16 protein-coding genes and 1 pseudogene are annotated in these 22,637 nt (G+C 44.0%); 16 read left to right on the top strand and 1 reads right to left on the bottom strand.

Annotation, left to right across the window (positions count from 1 at the left end; genetic code table 11):
• Positions 1-367: 367 nt before the first annotated feature.
• The 6 genes and pseudogenes from ACUYLD_RS07780 to ACUYLD_RS07805 all read left to right on the top strand — a co-directional run bounded on the left by ACUYLD_RS07780 (position 368) and on the right by ACUYLD_RS07805 (position 4,464).
• Positions 368-1,786: a transcriptional regulator gene (locus tag ACUYLD_RS07780; RefSeq protein ID WP_446674719.1), complete on the top strand. Its 1,419-nt coding sequence runs from the start codon at positions 368-370 to the stop codon at positions 1,784-1,786.
• Between the two features lie 126 nt (positions 1,787-1,912).
• A complete protein-coding gene (locus ACUYLD_RS07785; protein WP_446674720.1) occupies positions 1,913-2,146 on the top strand; it encodes a hypothetical protein in 234 nt (77 codons plus the stop codon).
• Positions 2,147-2,589: 443 nt separating this feature from the next.
• Complete coding sequence (locus ACUYLD_RS07790; protein WP_254349751.1) at positions 2,590-2,736, top strand: hypothetical protein; 147 nt, start codon at positions 2,590-2,592, stop codon at positions 2,734-2,736.
• A gap of 142 nt (positions 2,737-2,878) precedes the next feature.
• Positions 2,879-3,250 (top strand): annotated as a pseudogene (locus tag ACUYLD_RS07795) (NucA/NucB deoxyribonuclease domain-containing protein).
• Positions 3,251-3,419: 169 nt separating this feature from the next.
• A complete protein-coding gene (locus ACUYLD_RS07800) occupies positions 3,420-4,223 on the top strand; it encodes a discoidin domain-containing protein (protein WP_446674721.1) in 804 nt (267 codons plus the stop codon).
• Positions 4,224-4,356: 133 nt separating this feature from the next.
• The gene (locus ACUYLD_RS07805; RefSeq protein WP_196233322.1) at positions 4,357-4,464 is read left to right on the top strand and encodes a sporulation protein YjcZ; all 108 of its coding nucleotides are present in this window, start codon (positions 4,357-4,359) and stop codon (positions 4,462-4,464) included.
• A gap of 299 nt (positions 4,465-4,763) precedes the next feature.
• On the opposite strand, the gene ACUYLD_RS07810 is transcribed toward ACUYLD_RS07805, so the two are convergent.
• Positions 4,764-6,242, bottom strand: coding sequence for an FAD-binding protein (locus ACUYLD_RS07810; protein ID WP_446674722.1), 1,479 nt, complete (start codon positions 6,240-6,242; stop codon positions 4,764-4,766).
• Between the two features lie 714 nt (positions 6,243-6,956).
• Here ACUYLD_RS07810 and leuC point away from each other — a divergent pair.
• The 10 genes from leuC to ACUYLD_RS07860 all read left to right on the top strand — a co-directional run bounded on the left by leuC (position 6,957) and on the right by ACUYLD_RS07860 (position 22,539).
• Positions 6,957-8,381, top strand: a complete 1,425-nt coding sequence (gene leuC, locus ACUYLD_RS07815) for a 3-isopropylmalate dehydratase large subunit (RefSeq protein ID WP_069289784.1) — start codon at positions 6,957-6,959, stop codon at positions 8,379-8,381.
• Positions 8,382-8,402: 21 nt separating this feature from the next.
• Positions 8,403-9,005 carry a 3-isopropylmalate dehydratase small subunit gene (gene leuD / locus ACUYLD_RS07820; protein ID WP_165177130.1) on the top strand — a complete coding sequence of 201 codons (603 nt, stop codon included), beginning with the start codon at positions 8,403-8,405 and terminating at the stop codon, positions 9,003-9,005.
• 233 nt (positions 9,006-9,238) lie between these two features.
• Positions 9,239-10,813: an N-acetylmuramoyl-L-alanine amidase gene (locus tag ACUYLD_RS07825; RefSeq protein ID WP_446674723.1), complete on the top strand. Its 1,575-nt coding sequence runs from the start codon at positions 9,239-9,241 to the stop codon at positions 10,811-10,813.
• Positions 10,814-11,107: 294 nt separating this feature from the next.
• A complete protein-coding gene (locus ACUYLD_RS07830; RefSeq protein WP_446674724.1) occupies positions 11,108-12,607 on the top strand; it encodes an N-acetylmuramoyl-L-alanine amidase in 1,500 nt (499 codons plus the stop codon).
• 45 nt (positions 12,608-12,652) lie between these two features.
• Positions 12,653-13,303 (top strand): GerMN domain-containing protein, encoded by a 651-nt coding sequence (locus tag ACUYLD_RS07835; RefSeq protein ID WP_069289781.1) that lies wholly within the window; start codon positions 12,653-12,655, stop codon positions 13,301-13,303.
• Between the two features lie 213 nt (positions 13,304-13,516).
• Complete coding sequence (nth, locus tag ACUYLD_RS07840; RefSeq protein WP_023989081.1) at positions 13,517-14,191, top strand: endonuclease III; 675 nt, start codon at positions 13,517-13,519, stop codon at positions 14,189-14,191.
• 57 nt (positions 14,192-14,248) lie between these two features.
• Entirely contained in the window at positions 14,249-14,521 is a 273-nt protein-coding gene (locus ACUYLD_RS07845) for a hypothetical protein (RefSeq protein WP_013310628.1), read from the top strand.
• Between the two features lie 481 nt (positions 14,522-15,002).
• On the top strand, positions 15,003-18,665 hold the full coding sequence (locus tag ACUYLD_RS07850) for a dynamin family protein (RefSeq protein ID WP_446674725.1): 3,663 nt from the start codon (positions 15,003-15,005) through the stop codon (positions 18,663-18,665).
• A 263-nt stretch (positions 18,666-18,928) separates the two neighbouring features.
• On the top strand, positions 18,929-20,704 hold the full coding sequence (locus ACUYLD_RS07855) for an ABC transporter ATP-binding protein (RefSeq protein ID WP_446674726.1): 1,776 nt from the start codon (positions 18,929-18,931) through the stop codon (positions 20,702-20,704).
• On the top strand, positions 20,701-22,539 hold the full coding sequence (locus ACUYLD_RS07860; RefSeq protein ID WP_446674727.1) for an ABC transporter ATP-binding protein: 1,839 nt from the start codon (positions 20,701-20,703) through the stop codon (positions 22,537-22,539). The genes ACUYLD_RS07855 and ACUYLD_RS07860 overlap by 4 nt, the downstream gene beginning before the upstream one ends.
• Positions 22,540-22,637: the final 98 nt, after the last annotated feature.

Below are 22,637 nucleotides of genomic sequence, written 5' to 3' on the forward strand. Positions count from 1 at the left end.
TTTCCCTTTAAAACTCGTAGCGTTATAGCAGCAAATTAATTTAAGATACAAGTATGAAAAGCCTCTGATAATTCAGCGGATTTTTGTAGTCCCACTCAGCAAGTAACCCTCCGTACTTTTGTACAGTCAGATCAATGTAAGTGTCTGCTTTTTGAAGGATTATATTTCCATTAACATAAGTCTCACCGGTAACAGTGGCAGGGTTATTTGACTTCAATGCAGAGTGACTCTTTGGAACTGCTTATTTTATATACTTCGACATTCGATGCAAATAAATAAAAATTATTGACAACTGTTAAATTATGGACAACAATAGAATGCAATAATATATAAATATTGGTACTTCTGTATGAAGGGTGGTTTATCTATGAAAGTTACACCCACGATTAGAGCAGAATTGGAACAATATCTAAAACAAGAAGGTTTGAGCATGATGGAGTTTGGGCATATAGCGGGCATGAATAGGGGGATAGTAAGTAGCATAGTGTCAGGCAATAAATCTATGTCTGTTAACCAGATAGATCGCATTACCGAGGCTATGGGTTTACCAGAAGGCTACTTTTACGACCTATTTATAGAAAACTACATCATCGACACCCCCCCGAATATGAGACGAATAGAGCCATTTTTGTATCGTTGTGCAGAATTGGACAAGCTGGATGCGATCCGTCGAGTGGTAGGAACCATTATGGACAACCTACTCTATTCGCCTAAACTATTTGATATGGCAGAAGTGCTATTAGCACAGGGACGACATGATGCTGCGTTGCTGTTCTATGAGGGGGTAGCTGAAACGGAGAAGTACCAACATTCTGAACGATTGGCGATCTGTCAGTATCGAATGTTCACGATTCAGGTTGGTGACGATCAAAGCCGCAATCTCAAGGCAGCTACGTTGTTTGAGCCTTACATTGAACGTCTGGATGAAATGGACCAACTTGACGCATTAAAGGATTTGTCGAACGTGTACAGGTCTTTGCGTAAGTGGGACAAGGTTGAGGAAATGGCAAGGCAAATGAGAGGGAAAGCTGAAGTACAATATTCCATAAAGCATCAGCAGAAGAATCGAAAGAACAGGGAGCATGAAAAGGAAACCAGAAATCCGTTATTTGGATACATTGCTTACGCCGATTTGTTGTGTGCTAGTGTTTGTGAAGCCCAAGGCGATTATCAACAAGCTCTACTATATACATACGCCTATGCGAATTTAGATTGGGTCAAAGAGACTGATGAAGATACTCAACACTGGGTAAACTTGTTCAGTCAGTGGGCAGAAGGTAACACGTACGTCAATAAACTCCTGTCTGGAGATGTTAGCGTGCTGCCAGACTATGTTGAATATATAGCGGCAACATCAACCGCTAACGAAAATGAGAAACTCTCAAAGCTGTTGAACGTTATGATAGCGGCTAACCGATATGAAATAGATGTGGATGATGTCCTTTCACGTTTTGAAACGAATATTAATTCTTTTGCTCAACTCCCAACATCATCTGATATATATACCCAACAAGTAATACCAGACTATTTCGCATGGTTTGCTTACGAAATGGCTCATTATTATTTACATCGGGTGAAATACAGTGATGGCTTTAAATACTTGATGTATGCAATGGCAAAGTCACATATAATAACTAATGAAACAAACTTTATAAATTGTATTGGTCTGTTTATGCGTTTTCAAGTCCATGCGACTCCTGAAATCAAAACAGAGTTCTCCAATCTAATTGAAAAGGTGTGGTTAAGTAATGTTGAAAAAAATGGCATTGTTAATTGTTGCGAGTAGCTTTTTGTTTTTTATAACTGTACCCGCTCACAATCATGAGCAGCTTATTCAGACCCTTGTACAAATTGGGGGATTCTAGAGCAAAAGAAAGCTCTGCCGACCATAAGGTTAGCAGAGCTTTCTTTAGTGCAGGAATTACCACAGAATTCACCGAATGACTATCTTGATTATACATATACAGTGTTAAAGTTGGATATAGGATTGTTTGTAGCTGCATTAAGCCAGGTAAGAGTATATTTAGTGCAGCCGTTGGGTGATGATATGGTGGAAGTTGTAGACAACGGTAGCGCAGTAGAGAAGATTACCTCGGATGCCATCAAGATTAACGGATCATTTCTCAAAGATCGGGTGGAAGCGTAACTGTAGGAGAATCCTTTAATGTCCCTAAAGGATGGGGGCATGTTAAACTTCGTATGAAGAATCACTCTGATCATCCAGTAAAGGTGAGTTTAATTCACAACGGTTCAAACAAACTATATATTGATGCATTAGTAATCACTCCTCACGCCACAGTTACTTGGAAATCTACTGATGAAGGTATCACCAACGGTTTGCGTTCTGGATACTACACACTTCAGTGGAGAGGCAGCGATTATAAAGTTAATGGGGAAACATGGGGGGTAGCTCGTTCACAGCCTGGAGACATCTAACTTGTCCTAGTTAAACGACGTTATTGGGGGGGATGATGCGTCGTTCAAGATAGCAAGGGAATTAGTCTCTTAATTGGTTTGTGGGAATTTCTTTATTCTCGAGCAGTTTGAATTTAGAGTAGATGTAAAGATGGGCTCGGGCGGATTGATTTTGTGGGTTCTTTTTCCACAGGAACAGGATTTGCAAATGCAAGTAGTGACGTAGCTAATCCAAAAGGTGTTGTAACTCCACAAGCTTACACAGAGCATGTCATTAATTATGTAAGAAACAAGCAATTTAAAACTTGGGCAAATGATTAAGAAGACTATGCAGCTATGGAAGTAGGTTATAAGGACTTGAACTTCCTAAATGGGTATAGGCTCGATTCAATCTCTATTAGTTATACCGACTCCACATGCGAATTATTAGCAGGATGCACCCGTTACAAAATTCAAACTTATAATTATTCCACATATTAATAGACCATCGGTAGCAAGCCAACAAGCAGTAGCTGAGTATACACTGGAGTTTCCGAGTTCGCGCTATCCAGAAATGGGAGCACACAACAAAGATGCTATAGCAGCCGGCCATTTTGCTGTATGTACTATTGACCGGGACGGAGCTGAAGAAACTCGCAAGAGTCTTTAAAAGATGTTCCTACAAAAAAAGTGATTTGACCGCGACGAGTGACCGATGGCGATGTGCGCTGAAGATGGCGCAGGTGCTGATATCCGATACATAACCCTTAGTGACAACAGGGGAACAGGATCTTGGGTAAGTAATCAGTTAAATAAGTATAGTGATGGTACAAAGGTGAGATTTATTGTGAAATAAGGATGAGAGACGCTACTGGTTATCAGCCGATAGGGTCTTTTTTTATACCCATTAAAAAATAAATATGCAAATATTTAGATTATATTTATAGATTAGCAAGTTTATGTTTAGACACAATTCCTCAATTAAATTATTCTTAGTTCTATTAAACCTATTGGAGGATTATTTAATGAAGAAAGCATGTATAACAATTTTATTTTTAGTTCTTTTATCTCTTCCCTTATCCAATGTTTTTGCAGCCGAAGCAGAGTATTCAGAAAATCTAGTTCCACATATGACAACTAACATTTTGCCATCTGGAGTAGCAAGCGCAAGTAATGAATATTCATACGCATATGAGGCGTTTAACAAGGAATTTGCTACTATTGCTAGTGCGTGGACATCAAGTACAACTGCTGCTTGGCTAAGATATGACTTTCCTAAACCCGAAGTTATTGAGCAATATGTTATATATCCACAGACAACGGCAACTGACCGTGCCCCTAAAAATTGGACTTTCGAAGGCTCAAATGATGGGATGACTTGGAACGTGCTAGATACCCAGTCAAATATCACTGGATGGGTAAATAGCACTCCCAAAAAATTCACTTTTTCTAATTCTAATTCATACAAGGATTATAGAATTAATATTACAAGCAATAATGGAAGTCAGTATCTAGCTCTTAGCGAATTAGAGATGATGTCTAAAGTGTCAAGCTCCACTCCTAATCCAGGAACAGAGGAACCAACTCCAAACGGAGATCGTGCAATTCTGGTAGTCACCATGACGACTGGCTTAGAGAAGGAATTTGATTTGAGTATGCAAGAGGTCAATGACTTCATTGCATGGTATGAGGCTAAGCAAGCAGGTTCTGGATCAGCTTCATACGCAATCAATAAGCACGATAACAATAAAGGCCCATTCAGCAGCCGCAAGGATTACATGCTGTTTGATCGTATCCTTACGTTTGAAGTAAGTGAATACTCTAAATAAATCAAAAAGCTCAGCTGACCTTAATGGGTCGACTGAGCTTTTTTTGTTAAGAAGCCCTTCCTTTAATCAAGACCTCGCATAGCCTATGGAGTAGGAGTACCCTAAAATAAAGGAGGCGTTACGTGTGGGGGAAATGAAAAGAGACTACGAGGGAATCACCGGAAGAGTTTGGACATCGATAGCTGCTGTCTTGGCACTGTTCATATTGCTGGTAATCATCTTGAAATTAATTCATTTATAAAGATTCTTAAGCTCCACCGAGGGATTTAATTTCTAAAGCATAGCCCCATTAGTTCCTGAGGAACCTATAAGGTTCGCCGTTTGGCCCATTCCCGACCTTAAAGAAGTTGGTGAAACAACGTTTTAGACACACAAAAGGAACCTCAGCGGCTTTTCCGGAGAAGGTAGGGTAATACCCCTTAACGAAGCCTGATCCACGTCGGAGCAGCTGAAATAAAGTAGACTGATTCATGAGGGTCGCCTCTTTTTGGAATGGTTGGTTTGTGCTTACCATTAGCTGAAAAGGCGACTCTTTTTATCCTATTTTTGGTTAATCAACAAGCCTGACTTTGCTTCAAGATCTTCTATAATTTCCAGTGCAACAAAATATCCGAAAAATAATGTTAAAATATCTTCGTATCGTTTTCCTGATCCTCTTGCTCTACTTAATAATATATTTTGACTTTCTTGTATTTTTTTTTTATGGAAAGATAGAGAAACAACGGATGAATTGGAAGCGATCAAATCCATCATTAGAATTGACAACTTTTTCTGAAACTCTTCAATCGGAAAGTCATTATTTTCTTTCGAATACAGCTGCATCGTTTCAGGTGGATCTTTAAATGAAGTTTGATATTGAGTATTGAAAACACCTTCATTAACTATTTTGTCAACAATTAATTTACCAAAAACGATCCCTGATGCGAATGCTTGCCCAGGAATTCTTCCTATACCAAGATCACCATTAAATTGAGCTTCTCCAGTAGCAAAAACACGATTCAAGTTTATAGCCTCAGCATTAGCATTGATTTCGATTCCTCCTGAAGAATAGTGCATCGTTGGTGTAATTTTAATTCTTTTATTTTTAACTACTTTAGGACTAAATCCATATGTTTTGAATTTTTCATTTAATACATTTTCATCAGCATGGCTCATATCCAAGTACATGTCCTTTTTTTGTTTGATGCACTCTAGTTGGAATTTTAAAATCTCATCAATCATTTCGTGGTAATCATCCCGAGCAATTGCATCACAAATATACTCATCTTCTAATAATTGAACTCCTTCCTCATCTATTATTTTCCCTTGACTCAAAGATACAACCCCGCCCAATAAAATTTGTCTTCCGTTATATATAGACCAAGGATGACACATTACTGTAGACATTCCCTTTAATCTCGCACCTATTTTCTTAGCTAAGATTAGCGTTTCACCAGTTGAACCGGGCGAATTATCATTAAAACAGAATTGTCCTGCATATCCCCCCGTAGCTAATACCAAATAATTAGTATATATTCTGATAAATTGATCTGATTGTGTGTCATAAAATATTGCGATAATTCCGTGATCGTACTTTTCCAAATGTATCAAAATTTTATTACACATCGGTTGTTCAATATGTTGTAGTAAACAATTGATTAATTTCTTTCCCCCATGTGATTTAATCATACATTCAGGCATGATACCAAAGGATGTTTTCTCATAAGAAATACCCAATTCTTCGAAGAAATTTATAATTATGTTGGAATTCCTATATAGCGCTTCAATTACGGATCGATCTGCTCCACATTTATCAATAGTAAGATTAATAATATGATTAATTTCATTCTCTGAGGGAACACGTGTATTTGCTGCTGAAAGAAAGGAGTTGCTTTGTTTGGGTGCACTCTTTTTTGTTACAATCGTGTACTTGATATTGTTTTTTGACAAATAATAAGCAGCAGTAAGTCCTGAGATCCCCGTACCGACAATCAAAATTGGAGTGTAGTGTTCAACGGATATTCCATTTTGTTTCATCATTCCAACTCCTTTTTAGGATGTGAATGTTTTCTTCGGCTGAATCTCGTAGTCGGTTTTCTATTTTTTTGCAACCAAACGCATCAGGAGGATATTTATAAAATTCTTGCTTTCTTGTTAATTACCTGTGATTTATATCAAATTATATAACTGTATTTCGTTTTATACTTTATATAGTTATTAAGAGCTAACAAAATCAAATACAAACAGTTTTGCAAAAGTAGAGGAAAAAAAGAACCATTAAAGCAATTGCTAAGATGATTCTTATTACGAGTTCCAATATCCTTGTTACCGACGAAGAATGGAATCTAAACAAAATATTTTCCTGATTGTACAAGTTTATTCCTTATTTTGTCAACAATATCTGAGAATATATAACTGATTCAGCTTTCACAGTATGAATATTCACACAAATTCTTAATGTAATAATTGGCAGTACATTAGAAAGGGCCACAGAGTTCATCGTATTCATCCATTTGTATAACCCTTTTTTAACCTTCGAATTTTAGTCGAATGTTTTTACTAATTAAGAGCTGATAGAGAAACAGTGCAATGAACCGCCTATATTCACCTTCACCAGCCTTATAGCCTTAACCTATCACTTCTATAGATATCATATCTTAGACCAATCAAACATCCCGTGGTATATTGTTGACATTCAAGAGAGAGCCGTTAGCTTCTCTCCACTAGGTTCGAAAAACACAGGGGTGAATAATGATGAGTAAAAAGACCATGTTCGAGAAAATTTGGGATAACCATGTCATCTATCAGGAAGCGGGTAAGCCGAGTATTTTGTACATTGATCTTCACCTCGTACATGAGGTAACATCGCCACAGGCGTTTGAAGGATTACGTCTTAGCGGCCGTCAGGTGCGTCGTCCAGAGCTTACGTTTGCAACGATGGACCATAACGTACCGACTAAGGACCGTTACAATATTACGGACCCGATTTCCAAGCAGCAGATCGATACATTAACTCAAAATTGCCGTGATTTCGGTGTCACACTGTATGATTTGGATACGGTTGATCAAGGTGTCGTTCACGTTATGGGACCTGAACTTGGTCTGACTCATCCGGGCAAAACGATTGTTTGTGGTGATAGCCATACCTCCACACATGGGGCGTTCGGAGCGCTCGCTTTTGGTATCGGAACCAGTGAGGTAGAGCACGTAATGGCAACACAATGTCTCCAGCAAGCCAAAGCCAAAACGATGGAAGTTCGCTTTGTAGGCCGCCGCAAACCTGGTGTGACAGCAAAGGACATGATTTTGGGTGTCATCGCCAAATACGGTACAGATTTCGCTACAGGTTATGTTATTGAGTACACAGGTGAATCTATCCGCGAATTGAGCATGGAAGAGCGCATGACTGTGTGTAACATGTCCATTGAAGGCGGAGCCAGAGCAGGAATGATTGCACCGGACGAAACCACCTTCAACTACTTGCGTGGACGTCAACATGTAGCACAAGGAGCTGCTTTTGAGCAAGCGGTTGCTGAGTGGAAAGAGCTTGTCACAGATGAAGGTGCTGAGTTTGATGTCGTGCTGGAGTTTGACGTAGATGCTTTGATTCCGCAAGTAACCTGGGGCACTAGCCCGGGAATGGGTACAGATATTTCCTCAACCGTACCGATTCCGGCAGAACTGCCAACCGAAAACGAACGTAAAGCGGCTGAAAAAGCGCTTGAATATATGGATTTGAAGCCAGGTACTCCGATCACGGATATTGCGATTGATTATGTGTTTATCGGCTCCTGCACCAACGGGCGAATTGAAGATTTGCGTGCAGCCGCTGAGGTTGCCAAAGGTTACAAGGTTTCTGACAAAGTAACGGCCATCGTCGTACCAGGTTCGGGTCGTGTGAAAATTCAGGCTGAAGAAGAAGGACTGGACGTCATTTTTAAAGAAGCAGGATTTGAGTGGCGTGAAGCGGGATGCAGTATGTGTCTTGCGATGAATCCAGACGTACTGCAACCGGGACAGCGTTGTGCTTCGACTTCTAATCGTAACTTTGAAGGTCGTCAGGGACGCGGAGGACGGACTCATCTGGTATCTCCAGCAATGGCAGCCGCTGCGGCGATTCATGGACATTTTGTTGATGTACGGGATTGGAAATTCAAGCAGGAAGAAGTAGTCCGCTAGGACCACAGAGGAGGAATTACGATGGAAGCTTTCACAACATTAAAAGGAATTGTAGCCCCTGTGGATCGGGTAAACGTGGACACAGATGCTATCATACCTAAGCAGTTTTTGAAACGAATTGAACGTACGGGCTTTGGACAGTTTCTGTTCTACGAGTGGCGGTTTGATGAAGCCGGCAATGTCAATCCTGAATTTGAACCCAACAAGCCTCGTTATGCAGGAGCGTCTGTGCTGATCTCTCGCGCTAACTTTGGCTGCGGCTCCTCACGTGAGCATGCGCCGTGGGCGATTATGGACTATGGGTTTCGTTGCGTAATTGCACCGTCTTATGCAGATATCTTCTATAATAACTGTTTTAAAAATGGTATATTGCCGATCAAGCTATCTGAAGAGCAAGTAGAGGAATTGTTTCAGCGTACGGCGCAGCATGATAACTACCAATTGAACGTAGACCTGAATGAAAAAACAATCACTGACGACTATGGTCTGAAAATTGAATTCGATCTGGATGAACATCGCCGTCAGTTCCTGCTACAAGGCTTGGACGATATTGGCCTGACACTCCAGCATGAATCTGAAATTCTGGCGTATGAACAAAGACGCGCTGCGAAACAAGGCGCATAATCATATTTCCCAGTTCAGTATCAATACGAAGCCATATAGCTTGCTCATTTGTTAGACAGAAAGCCCGTACTGGCAATTCTTTTGCCTGCGGGCTTTTATTATGCTCAAACAATAAATTGGAAAATAAGGGGTTGACGGTTCGACTCAGCATGGTATTGTAAATGTAAATTGGTTTGAAGGACTGTGTCTGTGAGAAATACCAAAAAATACATATATAAGTTAGGGGAATGAGGATGAAGAAATATGGTTGGGTGATACTAGCGGCTATCTTGATTTGGTTGTGGCCGTCCTCCCCTCATGTGAATGCGGCTGGAGCAGATTTGTTTTTGGATGGCAAAAGAGTGGAAGCGCCTGCGGATGCCAAACCTGAAATGGTCAATGGAAAAATCATGGTACCGCTTCGGGTGGTTGGGGAGCAGCTGGGGTATCAGTTCAAGTGGGAACCACAAGCCTATAAAATCTCAATCCAAAAAAACAGTACCGATATGTCTATGTATGTAGGCCGTACATCGGCTGATGTGAATGGAAAAACAGTAAGTCTGGATGCGCCTCCTGTACTTCGGGGCAATTCGACCATGGTTCCATTGCGTTTTGTTGGGGAGCAAATGGGGCTGAAAGTAGATTGGAATAATAAAAGTAAATCCGTAAATCTCAGTCAAAAGGCTGCAACTCAACAAGCGAATAAACAGTCTCAATCCCAACCATCGTCGCAAACGTCAACACAGAGTACAACTAGCACCAATAAAACGTCTTCAGCAACAGCGACGACAATAACCCCAGTTGAAGCAGACAAGCATACTGAAGCTACATCTTCACCATCCAAGCAGCAGAATACAGAACAGACCACAGCGAATGCGTTGCTTGTACAAAATATTACTTTTGAGGGTGAGACGTTAAAGATTTCTTTGAACAAAGATATTACCCCTAAAGTATCCAAAATGACGGAGGCTGACCGTATTGTTGTAGATTTACCAGGTGCTTCAATGACGACTGATTTTCTTCAGCCATTCCCGATTCGTAGCGATGGCACGCGGGCGCTGACGAATAGTAACAGTGAGGATGTGCAGGAAATTAGATTTGCTCCCACAGATGGACCGAATGGGGGCGTACGCATTGTCATTGCTTTAAATCAAGCACGTGATTACGATCTATCAACCAATGGCATAGGCAATATCACCCTTCAATTGCGTGAGCATAGTGTGAATCCAGTAGCGGTAACACCAACGAATGTCGAAGGACGACGAATCGTCGTCATTGATCCAGGACATGGTGGCAAAGACCCTGGAGCAGGTAGTGTGACTGGGCGACATGAAAAGGAGTTTACATTGGCGGTAGCGTTAAAAGTCGAGCAGCTTCTGCAAAATGATCCTGACATTCAAATCGTATTGACTCGCAATGGAGATACGTATCCCACGCTGGATGAACGACCACAACTCGCTAATATTCAGCAGGCAAGCGTGTTTGTATCTATTCATGGTAATAGTATGCAAGCTTCAGATAAAGGAAAAACCAATGGGTCTGAAACCTATTATGCACGCCAGGACAGTTTGGCACTGGCAAAGATGATGCATAAATATCTTGTAGCGGCTACCGGATTTAAGGATAATGGCATCAGGGTGGCAAACCATGCAGTGACGAGAAAATCACAAATGCCTGCTGTATTGCTGGAATGTGGCTACCTTAGTAATCTATCCGATGAAGCAGCCATGTTTACAGAAGAAACACAGGAGAAGATTGCCGAAGGTATTGTCGATGGGTTGAAGGAGTATCTTGGAACGGGCACAGGAGCAACTGAATCACTTAACTAAGGATGTTAGCATTAAAAGCTACTTTCCACCTTTTAATGAAAATTCATGGGGGTGAAAAGTAGCTTTTTCAGTTTTTTCAGCTGTGACTTTGGACGGAAAACGAATGATCTATATTTTTAGTCAAAATTCGACAAAAATAGTTCTTTGGCACGTATATTTCTGTTATGATGGAATATATTCGCAACTTTTGGTGTGAGATAACGTCTAAAAGGTTGTCTGATATTACATAAGCGCGTATATCAGGTCGCCGCACCGGAGCATGTGGCAAAAAAATTATGAATGGAAGGGTGACGAATGAAGAAATTTGGTTTTTTATTGTTATTATTTGTCTTCATGTGGGCGGTTCCGGGTTATGGACATGCGGCTTCGAGTGGAACACAAATCTATCTCGACGATCAACAGTTAAGTGTCCCTAGTGGTGCTAAGGCACAAGTAATTGGCGGAAGTACAATGGTCCCGCTACGCGTAATTTCTGAAAATTTGGGATATGACGTGACATGGAAGCAGCAGGCGCGAACCATAACGATTGAGAAGGACAGTACCTCGATCCGAATGATAATCGGAAGTAAGACGGCGACTGTCAATGGAAGCGACATTAGTCTGGATGCTTCGCCTCTGCTGCGTTCCAATTATGCCCTTGTACCGCTTCGTTTTATCGGCGAGCAAATGGGACTGGACGTAAAATGGGACAGCAGCTCCAAGTCCGTAAAATTATATACCCGCAGTAGCGGGTCTGGAAACGGGGAATTTACACCTCCCAAGTCTGGAAATAACAGTACAGGTACTGGAAGTGTAACTGCACCAACGAATAATGCGAACTCAGGTGTTACACAGGTGCAGGGAGTCAGTTTCAGCCAAAACCGTTTAACCATCACCACAGCCAGTGCCGTCAAGCCGAAAGCGTTTACGATGACAGGCCCTGATCGGGTAGTGGTGGATTTGCCGGCGACTGCGTTTGCTGACAATTTTGGAGACCAGCAAAAGCTGGATAGCAACTTAAATGGTTCGCTGGACATTGAGAATGAAGCGGATGTGTCCGGTATCCGGTATGCTTTGTTCCAAAAGGAACCTTCAACGGTGCGCGTTGTTATTGATTTGAAACATGCCATGAATTATACCGCATATAATGATGGAACGAATCGTGTTATCGTCGATCTGGCTTCCAAGGATTCAGTGAATACCACGCCAGACGCAACGTTACCAGATGGCTCACAGCCGGATGACACGCAGACATCACCAACTAACAGCAATGGTAAAAAAGTCGTTGTTATTGATGCTGGTCATGGAGCAAAAGATTCAGGTGCAGTTGGTGTGTCGAGAAAAAATTATGAAAAGACCTTCAACCTGGCTATGGCTCTGAAAGTAGAAAGCATATTAAAGCAGAACCCCAATCTTGAGGTTGTGCTGACACGCAGTGATGATACATTCTTGGAGCTTAAACAGCGCGTAAAAGTAGCTGAAAACCTTAATGCTAACGTGTTCGTGTCCATTCATGCTAACAGCAGCGGTAGCTCAGCTTCCAACGGTACAGAGACGTATTACCAGCGTAGTGCAAGCAAAGCGTTCGCTAACGTTATGCATAAGTACTTTGCTCCTGCGACGGGTCTGACAGACCGAGGCATTCGTTATGGCAATTTCCATGTAATTCGGGAAACGACTATGCCAGCCGTATTGCTTGAAGTAGGATATCTGAGTAATGCAAAAGAGGAAGCCACACTGTTTGATGAAGATTTTCAAAATCGGGTAGCTCAAGGGATTGCAGATGGAATCACAGAGTATCTCGACGTAAAATAAATCTTCAACAAATCGCTTGTCAACGTCAAGCAAGGAGGGGGACATATGAACAAGAAAATCGTAATTGCAGGCCTGCTGGCATTGTTCGCCATTGCAGGTGCAGGGTGTGCCTCTAAGCAAACATCGGCTCCTGCGACTCCATCTCAGGAAACACAAACTTCTAATGCACAAAATAGTACACCTGAACAGACGACCCCTGATCCATCGGCTCAGTCTGCTGAGAATAACGGAGCGAGTCAAACACCTGCATCTCCGTCAACAGAGCCTACAAAGACCAAGACGGACACGGAAAATTCAGGTGATCGACAAACACAGCAGATTACGGTGTACTATACGGATACACAAGAGAACGGCTTGAAAGAACAGAAAAAGGAAATTACCTATCCAAGCGAGCTGGAAAAATTGCAAAAAGCGTTTGAAGCTCTGCAAAAGAGTGGGGATTCTGCTCTAATCCCGTTGTGGTCCGAGAAAATTTCCGTGCATAAGATCAAATTGGATAACGGTGCATTGACTTTTGATATTTCCCTGCCGGACGAGGCTCGATTGGGAGCTGGCGGCGAGGAATTGGCTATCGATGCCTTGAAGAAAACGATGTTCCAATTCAAGGAAGTCAAAACGCTGGATTTGCTCGTAGATGGGCAATCTCTGGAGTCCTTAATGGGACATGTAGATTTGGATCATCCCATGAGTCGCTAACCGATCAGACGGTATGAAAATTTCTTGGGGATTTACACACTTTTCACGTGCAATCTGTGACAGATAATGATAATATAGGAGTGTATTTCTCGCCTATGCAGGCAGTCATGCACAAATAGTATTCGTTTCTTTCCGGATGATTATTTAGAGTGACCGTCTTGATGCGGGCTATCCCGTATCAAGACGTTTTTTTTGGTAGGAGGTAGGATTTCCGTGAATGCAGCAACCGCACGTCATATATTGGACACCATCGGTACGATGTTTCCGGATGCCCATTGTGAGTTGAACCATGACAATGCTTTTGAATTAACGATCGCCGTGTTATTGTCTGCTCAATGCTCCGATCAGATGGTCAATAAAGTAACGGCAGACCTGTTTCAAAAATACAAGTCACCTGAGGATTATTTGGCTGTTCCTCTTGAGGAACTGGAGCAGGATATTCGCAGAATCGGCTTGTACCGAAACAAGGCCAAGCATATTCATAACCTCTGTCGTATTTTAATAGACCAGTACGGGGGAGAGATACCTTCAGAGCACGATCAACTGGTTAAGCTACCCGGTGTCGGCCGCAAGACGGCTAACGTCGTAGTATCTACTGCTTTTAATGTACCAGCTATTGCGGTAGATACGCATGTAGAGCGTATTTCCAAACGGCTCGGTTTTGCAGGGTGGGATGATTCAGTGCTTGAGGTGGAAAAAAAGCTGATGAAGAGGGTACCTAGGGATGAATGGTCTTTGACCCACCACAGGCTTATTTTTTTCGGACGCTACCATTGCAAAGCTCAAAATCCTCAATGTCAGGTATGTCCGTTGCTTGATGTGTGCAGGGAAGGCAAGAAACGTATGAAAACGTCTCTTATCAGAAAAGATAAGGAACGTAGAGCTTAAAGACCCACAGAGGTAACAAAGGGTTTAACCATTTATGTGTAGAAAAGGATGAAGAGTATGAAGTGCATTTCGGTATATACAGACAATTTTGAAGCGTTCTCTGATATTTTTGAGCAAATTGTAACAACAGAATTTGCTGAAAACGAAGAGCGTGAGCTTGAGGGAATCACGGTTAGTCATTCCGGTGATGTACCTGAGCATTATCTGGAGCGTATGTCACAAAAGCCAGAAGTGGTCGTAATGAAGGACAAATCCCGTGGGATTACGATTTTACAGCATGGTCAAGTATTTGAAATTTTGCTGCCAGTGCTTGAGACTGCAGCCAATTAAGTTCAATTAGCGGACGACATGCGTTGCATGTTCCGGTGTAGGCGGCTCGGCTGGTTTAACCAGCCCGAAGGCGCATTATACATGAACCTTGCAGACCATCTGATATGGCTAGAGCCTATTCCAATGAAGTGTGCATACATTTTGCACCCTGAATAATGGTATGCGTTCCCCAGGTTCCAAAAGGTTAATGTACGTGATGAGTAGGCTCACCCGTTGTATACATATCTTACTTCGTCGTTGTCCTTTAAGGGGGCTTTGATGAAATGCATTCGGTTGCCAAAATACTTATTCCTAATGATCCGTTTTGGACAGAATAAAATGAACTTATTATTATCATGTACAAAAACAGCGTTCCCTAAAGCCAGGTACTGGCGGGGAGCGCTGTTTAGTTTTTTTGATGTGATGATTCTCACAACGGCTTAGGAATGCTACAATATAGCTATTTGGTGCAGACAAGTGATAAGGAGTGGAACCGTAGCTTATGATGCAAACGATTACAGGAGATGCGGGAAAGTGGTTGGATACGATAGAACAGATACAGAATACATTGCGTAAAGCCGGGGACGAAGCGGGAGCGAAGGCGATAGGTGATCTGCTGGAAAAAGCATATGTGCAGGAGCTGACCATTGCCTTTTGTGGACATTTTTCAGCGGGTAAATCGAGCTTGATTAACAGCCTATGTGGTAAAACCGTGCTGCCATCTGGACCGGTGCCTACGAGCGCTAATGTAGTGTCCATCCGTTATGGGCGTCCGAGAGCGCTCATTCATCCAGCCAAATCAGCGGAAAATCCAGAGCCGGAAATCGTGGAGGCCTCCCTGTCCGAGCTTGCTGAGTATTGTAAAAATGGTGGAGCCTATGAATCGGTTCAAGTGTGGGAGGATGTTCCCATATTATCTAGCGGAGGAGTGTTGCTGGATACACCAGGCGTAGATTCCACAGACCACGGACATGCGCTGGCGACACATTCTGCTTTACATTGGGTAGATATTGTTTTTTATGTGATGGATTACAACCATGTCCAATCTGAAAATAATTTGTCCTTTGCCAAAAGTTTGTCGGATTGGGGCAAGCCGTTATATTTGATCATCAATCAAATCGATAAACACCGGGAGCGAGAGCTTTCATTTACACGTTATCGTAATGAGGTGGAGACTAGCTTTCATGCCTGGCAGGTTCATTATACGGATATCCTCTTTACTTCCTTGAAGGAGCAGAATCATCCATGGAACCAGTGGAAACAGTTGACGCACCTGATCCCGAAATTGCTGGAGCGAAAAACAGAGCTTTTAGCATACAGTTTAGTGTCCTCTATGCACCATTTGGTAGAGCAACATGTGGAGACTGTGCAGGCAGCTGAAGAAGAGGAACTGAACACACTGCTAAAAGAAGCAGGTGGAGAAGAAGCCATTTTGCGCCTGGATATAGAGCAGAAAACCTTGCAGCAAGAAGATGAACACTGGAAGATGCTTCCGGAGCAGGAGCGTAAACGACTGCGTCAAGAGCTGGATCATCTACTGGAACACGCACATTTGACGCCAGCGGAGCTACGTGAAGCGGCAAGCGAATACTTAGAGAGCCGCAAGCCGGGCTTCAAAACAGGACTATGGTTTGCAGGAGGAAAGACTGAGCGAGAAAAGGAAAGCCGTTTGGAACGGCTGACAGGAATGCTGACTGATCAGGTGGAGGGACAATTGCTTCCTCATGTGCGGGAGTTACTGAGGTCTTGGGGTGACGGTCAGGGTTTGTGGTCCGCTGCGATGGAGCAGGAGCTGGATGACATCCGCCCTGTAACGGATCGGCAACTGGTAGAGCAGACGGTGAAGGAAAATGCGTTGTCGCCGGAGTATACGTTGAACTATTGCAAGGATCTACGTGCTGCTGTGACCGCCGATTGCCGCCGCAAGGCGCTTACGCTAGTAGACCGCCTGCTGGCCCAGCTTGCAGTGCGAGCCGAAGCCCGCCGCGCGGCTCTCGCGGATGCGCGCACTGCGCTGCTGGCGCAGGCGGAGGCGGCGAGCCGCTACAGCACCCGCGTGCAAGCCTCGGCTTCGCACGCCAGCCTGCTGCGCAGCTTGCTGCCGCAGGCTTCCGCGCCAAGCGGGTTGCCCCGTGCGGACGCGCCTGCACCTGCGTCCGATACCTCCGCTGCTGCCTCGCCAGCTGCGACGCCAACGGGCGTTGCGCGTCCTGGTATCGCTGGCTCGCGGAACGCATCGGCGCAGCCGCTAGCAGGAACGGCGGCAGCACAGCCTGCCGCCGGAGGCCGCCGCACGCGGCTGGATGCAGTAGCGGCCCGATTGAAGGCCGCCGCTGCCCTGGTAAGCCCATACCCTGCCATGCAAACAGCGGTACGGGATTTACATGCCCGCGCCGCTGCGCTGGAGGGTGGGCAGTTTACGCTGGCGCTGTTCGGAGCGTTCAGCGCTGGGAAATCTAGTTTCGCCAACGCTTTGCTGGGTGAAGCTGTGTTGCCCGTATCGCCGCATCCGACGACAGCGGCGATTAACCGCATAATGGCGCCTGCAAGTGCTGAGCGCCATGCCACGGCTGACGTCCATATGAAATCAGTGGACGCGTTGCGGGAAGATCTTAAATACTCATTTCGGCTATTAGGATTGGGGGAACCAGCGGGAGCAGGCTGGCAAGAAGCCGTTCATGCTTTATCTCCGGAAGGCATCCATCCTGCGGGTAGGCCTCATTATAGTTTTTTGAAGGCTGCCGCAGCGGGATGGGAAGAAGCTGAAAGCTTGCTGGGACAACAGCTTCAGGTGGATTTAGAGCAATATCGGGATTTTGTTGCGTCTGAGCACAAATCATGCTTTGTGGAGCATATCGACCTTTATTATGATTGCGCTCTGACCCGTCAGGGCATCGTGCTAGTGGATACGCCTGGAGCGGATTCTGTGAATGCACGGCACACAGGCGTGACCTTCAACTATATGAAGCATGCGGACGCTCTTGTATTTGTCACCTATTATAACCATGCGTTTACGCAAGGCGACCGACAGTTCCTGAACCAACTAGGTCGAGTTAAAGAGACCTTGGCGCTCGATCAGACGTTTTTTATTGTGAATGCATCAGATCTAGCTTCTTCTGAAGAAGAACTTCATTCTGTTACCCGGCATGTACAGGAACAACTACAGGCGAATGGAATCCGAAAGCCACGCATTTATCCGCTTTCCAGTATACTGGCGTTGGAAGCTGCCGAACAGGGAGAGGCTTCATTGCGTTCAGCTTCACGTTTTGATGCATTTGAAGATGATTTCTCGGCATTTGCAGCCGAAGAGCTGGCAGGTCTGTCCATTGCTTCTGCTATGCAGGAACTGAGCCGGCTGCGGAACCGCATAGAGCAACATGCAGCCGATGCCCGGTATAGCGTGGAAGAACGTGAGATCCGATTCGAGCGATTAACTCGCATCCGCGGGGAATTGGAGCATACGCTCCTAGACCTGACTGACAGCAACGGTGCATCTGTGTTATCGGGCGAAACCGATGAACTGCTGTATCATGTACGTCAAAGGCTGTCCTATCGGACTGGAGAATTTATGGCAGAGGCGTTTCATCCATCTGTTCTGCGTGAAGGAGTAGGTGATCTTCGTTCGGCTTTTGCATCTTGTGGTCGTGAACTGATGCGTTTAATCGAACTGGAGCTGTCTCAGGAATTACTGGCAACCACACTTCGGCTAGAAAAAACGGGACAAATTTTGGTGCACAAGGCTATACAACAATGCGTAGAACACATGAACCATCAGTTGCCAGGACTAGATTGCACAATTCCTGAATCCAGAAAATGGGCTGTTCCCGAGCTGAATGAAATTTCCCTGCAGGAGTCCATTCATTGGAAGGATTATTGGAATAGCTTTAAAAATCCAAAGCTATTCTTTGAAGGAACTGGTCGAGCGAATCTACAAACCAAACTGGAGCCGATATTACGCGAGCGAATCGGGGAAGCTGTGGATCTGCAACGAGAACGAATGTCTTCTTTTTACGTTACGCTGATGCAGGAGGAGCAAATGTGGCAGAAAGCTCAGCTTCGAGAGCAAATGCTGGAGACGACTCGTGGCATGGAGCATGCGCTTATGGGCGGTGAGCAGCCACAGGTTTGGGAAGAGCTTGCTGGCAAGATTGCGGCTTTGGAGTAAAGATAAATAAGTACACCATTTATTTAAGTTCAGGACACCGGGTTGTGGGACAACCCGGTGTTTTATGCATGCTCCAAAAAGAAAGCAATACTGAGTAAATAGCCATATTCAATAATAAGAAAGCGATTTAATTTGTCTAATCACCCACCAATTGATAACCTGCCTGAATACGGCTCGTTATCCTCTTTGCCGCCTTGGAACGCGAATGGTAAACTTCACTAAGCCATATAACAACGTCGTGCAACTAATGGAGGGACATTAACATGGAAGTGCTCAGGCAACTGCAAGTTTTTTTTCGCGAGAGGAGACACTATCTGTTTCTTTCTATTTTATGCCTTGCGATAGCTACGGCTCTGGGACTGGTGTATCCGAACCTGCTCCAAAGGCTCATTGATAACGCTATCATTCCCGGTGACTTCGGGAAAGTCCCGGCGCTGGCTCTGACTGTGCTGGGAGTAGTCATCATCAAAGGGTTCATGCAATTTTTACATGGTTTTTTTGGTGGACGGCTAGGTAACTATCTGGCGTACCGACTCCGCAATGCTTGTTACGAAAAGCTGCAATTTCTGTCCTTCAGATATTATGACACTGCCAAAACGGGTGATCTCATGTCCCGACTGACTGGTGATTTGGAGGCAATTCGTAACTTTATTGGGTTTGGTTTTGCCCAACTCCTCAATGTGCTACTGATGGTCATATTCGGCTCTATGATGATGCTGTATATTAACTGGCAGCTCACCCTCATTACGATGATCAGCATGCCATTGCTGCTCTTCGTCACATTCAAGTTTGAATCCCGGATTCATCCCACCTTTCAGGAAATGCGGATTGCCCTTAGCGCTTTGACGACGGCGGTCCAAGAAAATATAACAGGTGTGCGAACCGTCAAATCTTTTGCCCGCGAATCCTATGAAGTTGAGAAATTTTCAGTACGTAATGAACAATACAAGAGTAATCAAATTCAGGCTGCTTCCTTATGGAGTCGGTTTTTCCCCGCTATGGAACTGATTGCTTCTGTCAGTGTGGTCCTTCTGTTGGGCATGGGGGGGTATCTGGTTATTCAGAAGTCAATGACCTTGGGGCAGCTCGTCGCTTTCTTTAGCTTAATTTGGTATATTATCGGCCCCATCTGGAGCATTGGCTTTCATATCAATAACTATACGCAGTCCAAAGCTTCTGGTGAAAGGGTCTTGGAACTGCTAAATCAGTCCATAGATGTAACCGATGAAGCCGGAGCACTTACACTCGATGCCGATCAGGTGGAAGGACATGTTACGTTTGAACATGTTACCTTTGCTTACGGAAATAAGCTTCCTGCTGTTGTTGACATCAATTTAGACGCACCGCCAGGATCAGTCATTGGAATTTTAGGAGGGACGGGGTCAGGGAAGTCTACCATTATTCAATTACTCATGCGCGCTTATAATGTGAATGCAGGAAGTATCAAGTTGGATGGCAAGGATATACGTCACTTAAAGATTCGCGATTTGCGTGCTCAAATTTCTTCCGTGTTTCAGGAGACGTTTTTGTTTTCGTCCTCTATTCGCAACAATATTTCATATGGTTTAAGCCATGTCAGTATGGATGACATCATACGCGTTTCCAAACTGGCTCAGGCGCATGAATTCATAACTGAACTACCGCTGGGTTATGACACTGTCGTCGGAGAACGTGGATTGGGACTGTCCGGAGGACAGAAACAACGGATCGCCATCGCGCGCGCACTACTCAAAAATCCGAAGATTCTGGTTCTGGATGATGCTACCAGTGCGGTCGATATGGAAACAGAGCATGAAATACAGACCGGTTTTCAAGAGGTTATGCGTGGTCGAACAACATTCATAATCGCTCATCGAATCTCTTCGCTTCGTCATGCCAATGAAATTGTGGTGCTTGAGGAAGGACGAATCGTTCAGCGTGGAACACATGAACAGCTCATTGCTACTCCAGGTCCATATCAGGATGTGTATCATATTCAATACGCCGATTACATAGCTCAGGCTCCAGACGGTGTATCCGAAGGGCAGGTGAGACCATGAATATACCCGCAGAAAAAGTCAAACCGTTAAAAAAACCAACGAATGAGCGCTTTGTCTATCAAGATGATGATGTCATTGACAAACCGTTTAACTGGTCAGAATTCAAACGTTTGTTGGCATACATGAAGCCTTATGCCCGTCAGATTTTGCCGATCCTTCTCGTCATGATGATTCTCGGCACCATTACCAAGCTGACCGTTCCTTATTTGATCAGTCTGGCCATTGATAAAGCAATTGCTCCAGCATGGCCTGCACTGCCCAGCGTAAAGTTGCTGTTGCTCATCACGGGTGCCGTGCTCTTGTTATATTTAATTCAATGGGCAGCCAGCACGTACCGCATTAAATTCACCAATATTATTGGTCAACGGGTTATTTACGATTTGCGTGAAGATTTGTTCAAGCATATTCAAAAGCTATCTTTTAACTTTTTTGATAAGAGACCGGCAGGTTCTGTATTAGTGCGCGTGACGAATGACATTAACTCGCTACAGGATCTATTTACGAACGGTGCAGTGAATGTCCTGATTGACTGCGTACAGCTTATCGGAATTATTGTCATTTTGCTGCTTATTAACTGGAAGCTCGGTTTAGCGGTAATTGTCACTGTTCCGATCATGTTTTTGATCTCGACCAAGCTGCGCGTACGCATCCGCCGCGCTTGGCAAGAAGTGCGTATGAAGAACTCGCGTATCAACTCACATTTGAATGAGTCTATTCAGGGGATTCGTGTGACACAAGCATATACGCAGGAGCAGGAAAACATGGCTTATTTCGACGACATGAACAGCTCTAGCAAAAAATCGTGGGATAAGGCTTCTGCAATGAATCAGGTTTTTGGCCCACTTATTGATATTACCGGAGGATTTGGTACGCTTGTGCTATTCTGGTTTGGAGCGCATTTAATTCAGACAGACCAACTTACGGTGGGACTACTGGTTGCGTTTGCCAACTATGTTGGGAACTTTTGGGAGCCGATTAATCGGCTGGGCCAAATGTATAATCAGTTACTGGTTGCGATGGCTTCGTCAGAACGAATTTTTGAGTTTATGGATGAACAGCCGAATATTGCAAACAAACCGGGAGCAATAGCCTTGCCGCCCATTCGGGGAGACATCCAATTTGAAAAGGTCATTTTTGAGTATGAAAAGGGACGTCAGGCGCTTAAAGGTATTAATCTTTCTGTCGAGGCGGGTCAATCTATAGCGCTTGTGGGTCATACCGGATCAGGTAAAAGTACAATTATTAATCTGCTAAGCCGTTTTTATGACATTACGTCAGGGCGGCTTACGATTGACGGTCATGATGTGCGTGATGTCACGGTGGAGAGCTTGCGAAGCCAGATTAGCATCGTACTTCAGGATACATTTATTTTTTCGGGGACGATCCGTGATAATATTCGATTTGGCCGTTTGGATGCAACGGATGAGGAAATTGAAGCGGCTGCGAAGGCGGTCAATGCTCATGAATTCATTGTTCACTTGCCAGCTGGCTATGAAACAGAGGTAGAGGAACGGGGGGGAATGCTGTCCATGGGCCAGCGACAGCTCTTATCCTTTGCTCGTGCCTTGCTGGCTAATCCGCGAATTCTTATCCTAGATGAGGCCACAGCTAGTATTGATACAGAAACGGAGTTGAAAATTCAGGAGGCTCTTCGGGTTTTACTAGAAGGTAGAACTTCTTTTATGGTCGCTCACCGTTTGTCCACCATCCGTAATGCTGATCATATCGTTGTACTGGATCATGGGGAAATCCAAGAAAGTGGTAATCATGAACAATTGATGAAAAAACATGGAATATATCGGGGGCTGGTGGAAGCACAGTTCAGATTTTTGTAAAAAAAAGATCAAAAAATCGCGTTTTTTGTAAATTTTAATGCCGAGCACTATTGCATTCTTGGAGCTAAACCCTGAAAATAAAGATGAAAAGAGATCAG

It is taken from the genome of Paenibacillus sp. SER-28 (assembly GCF_052906305.1).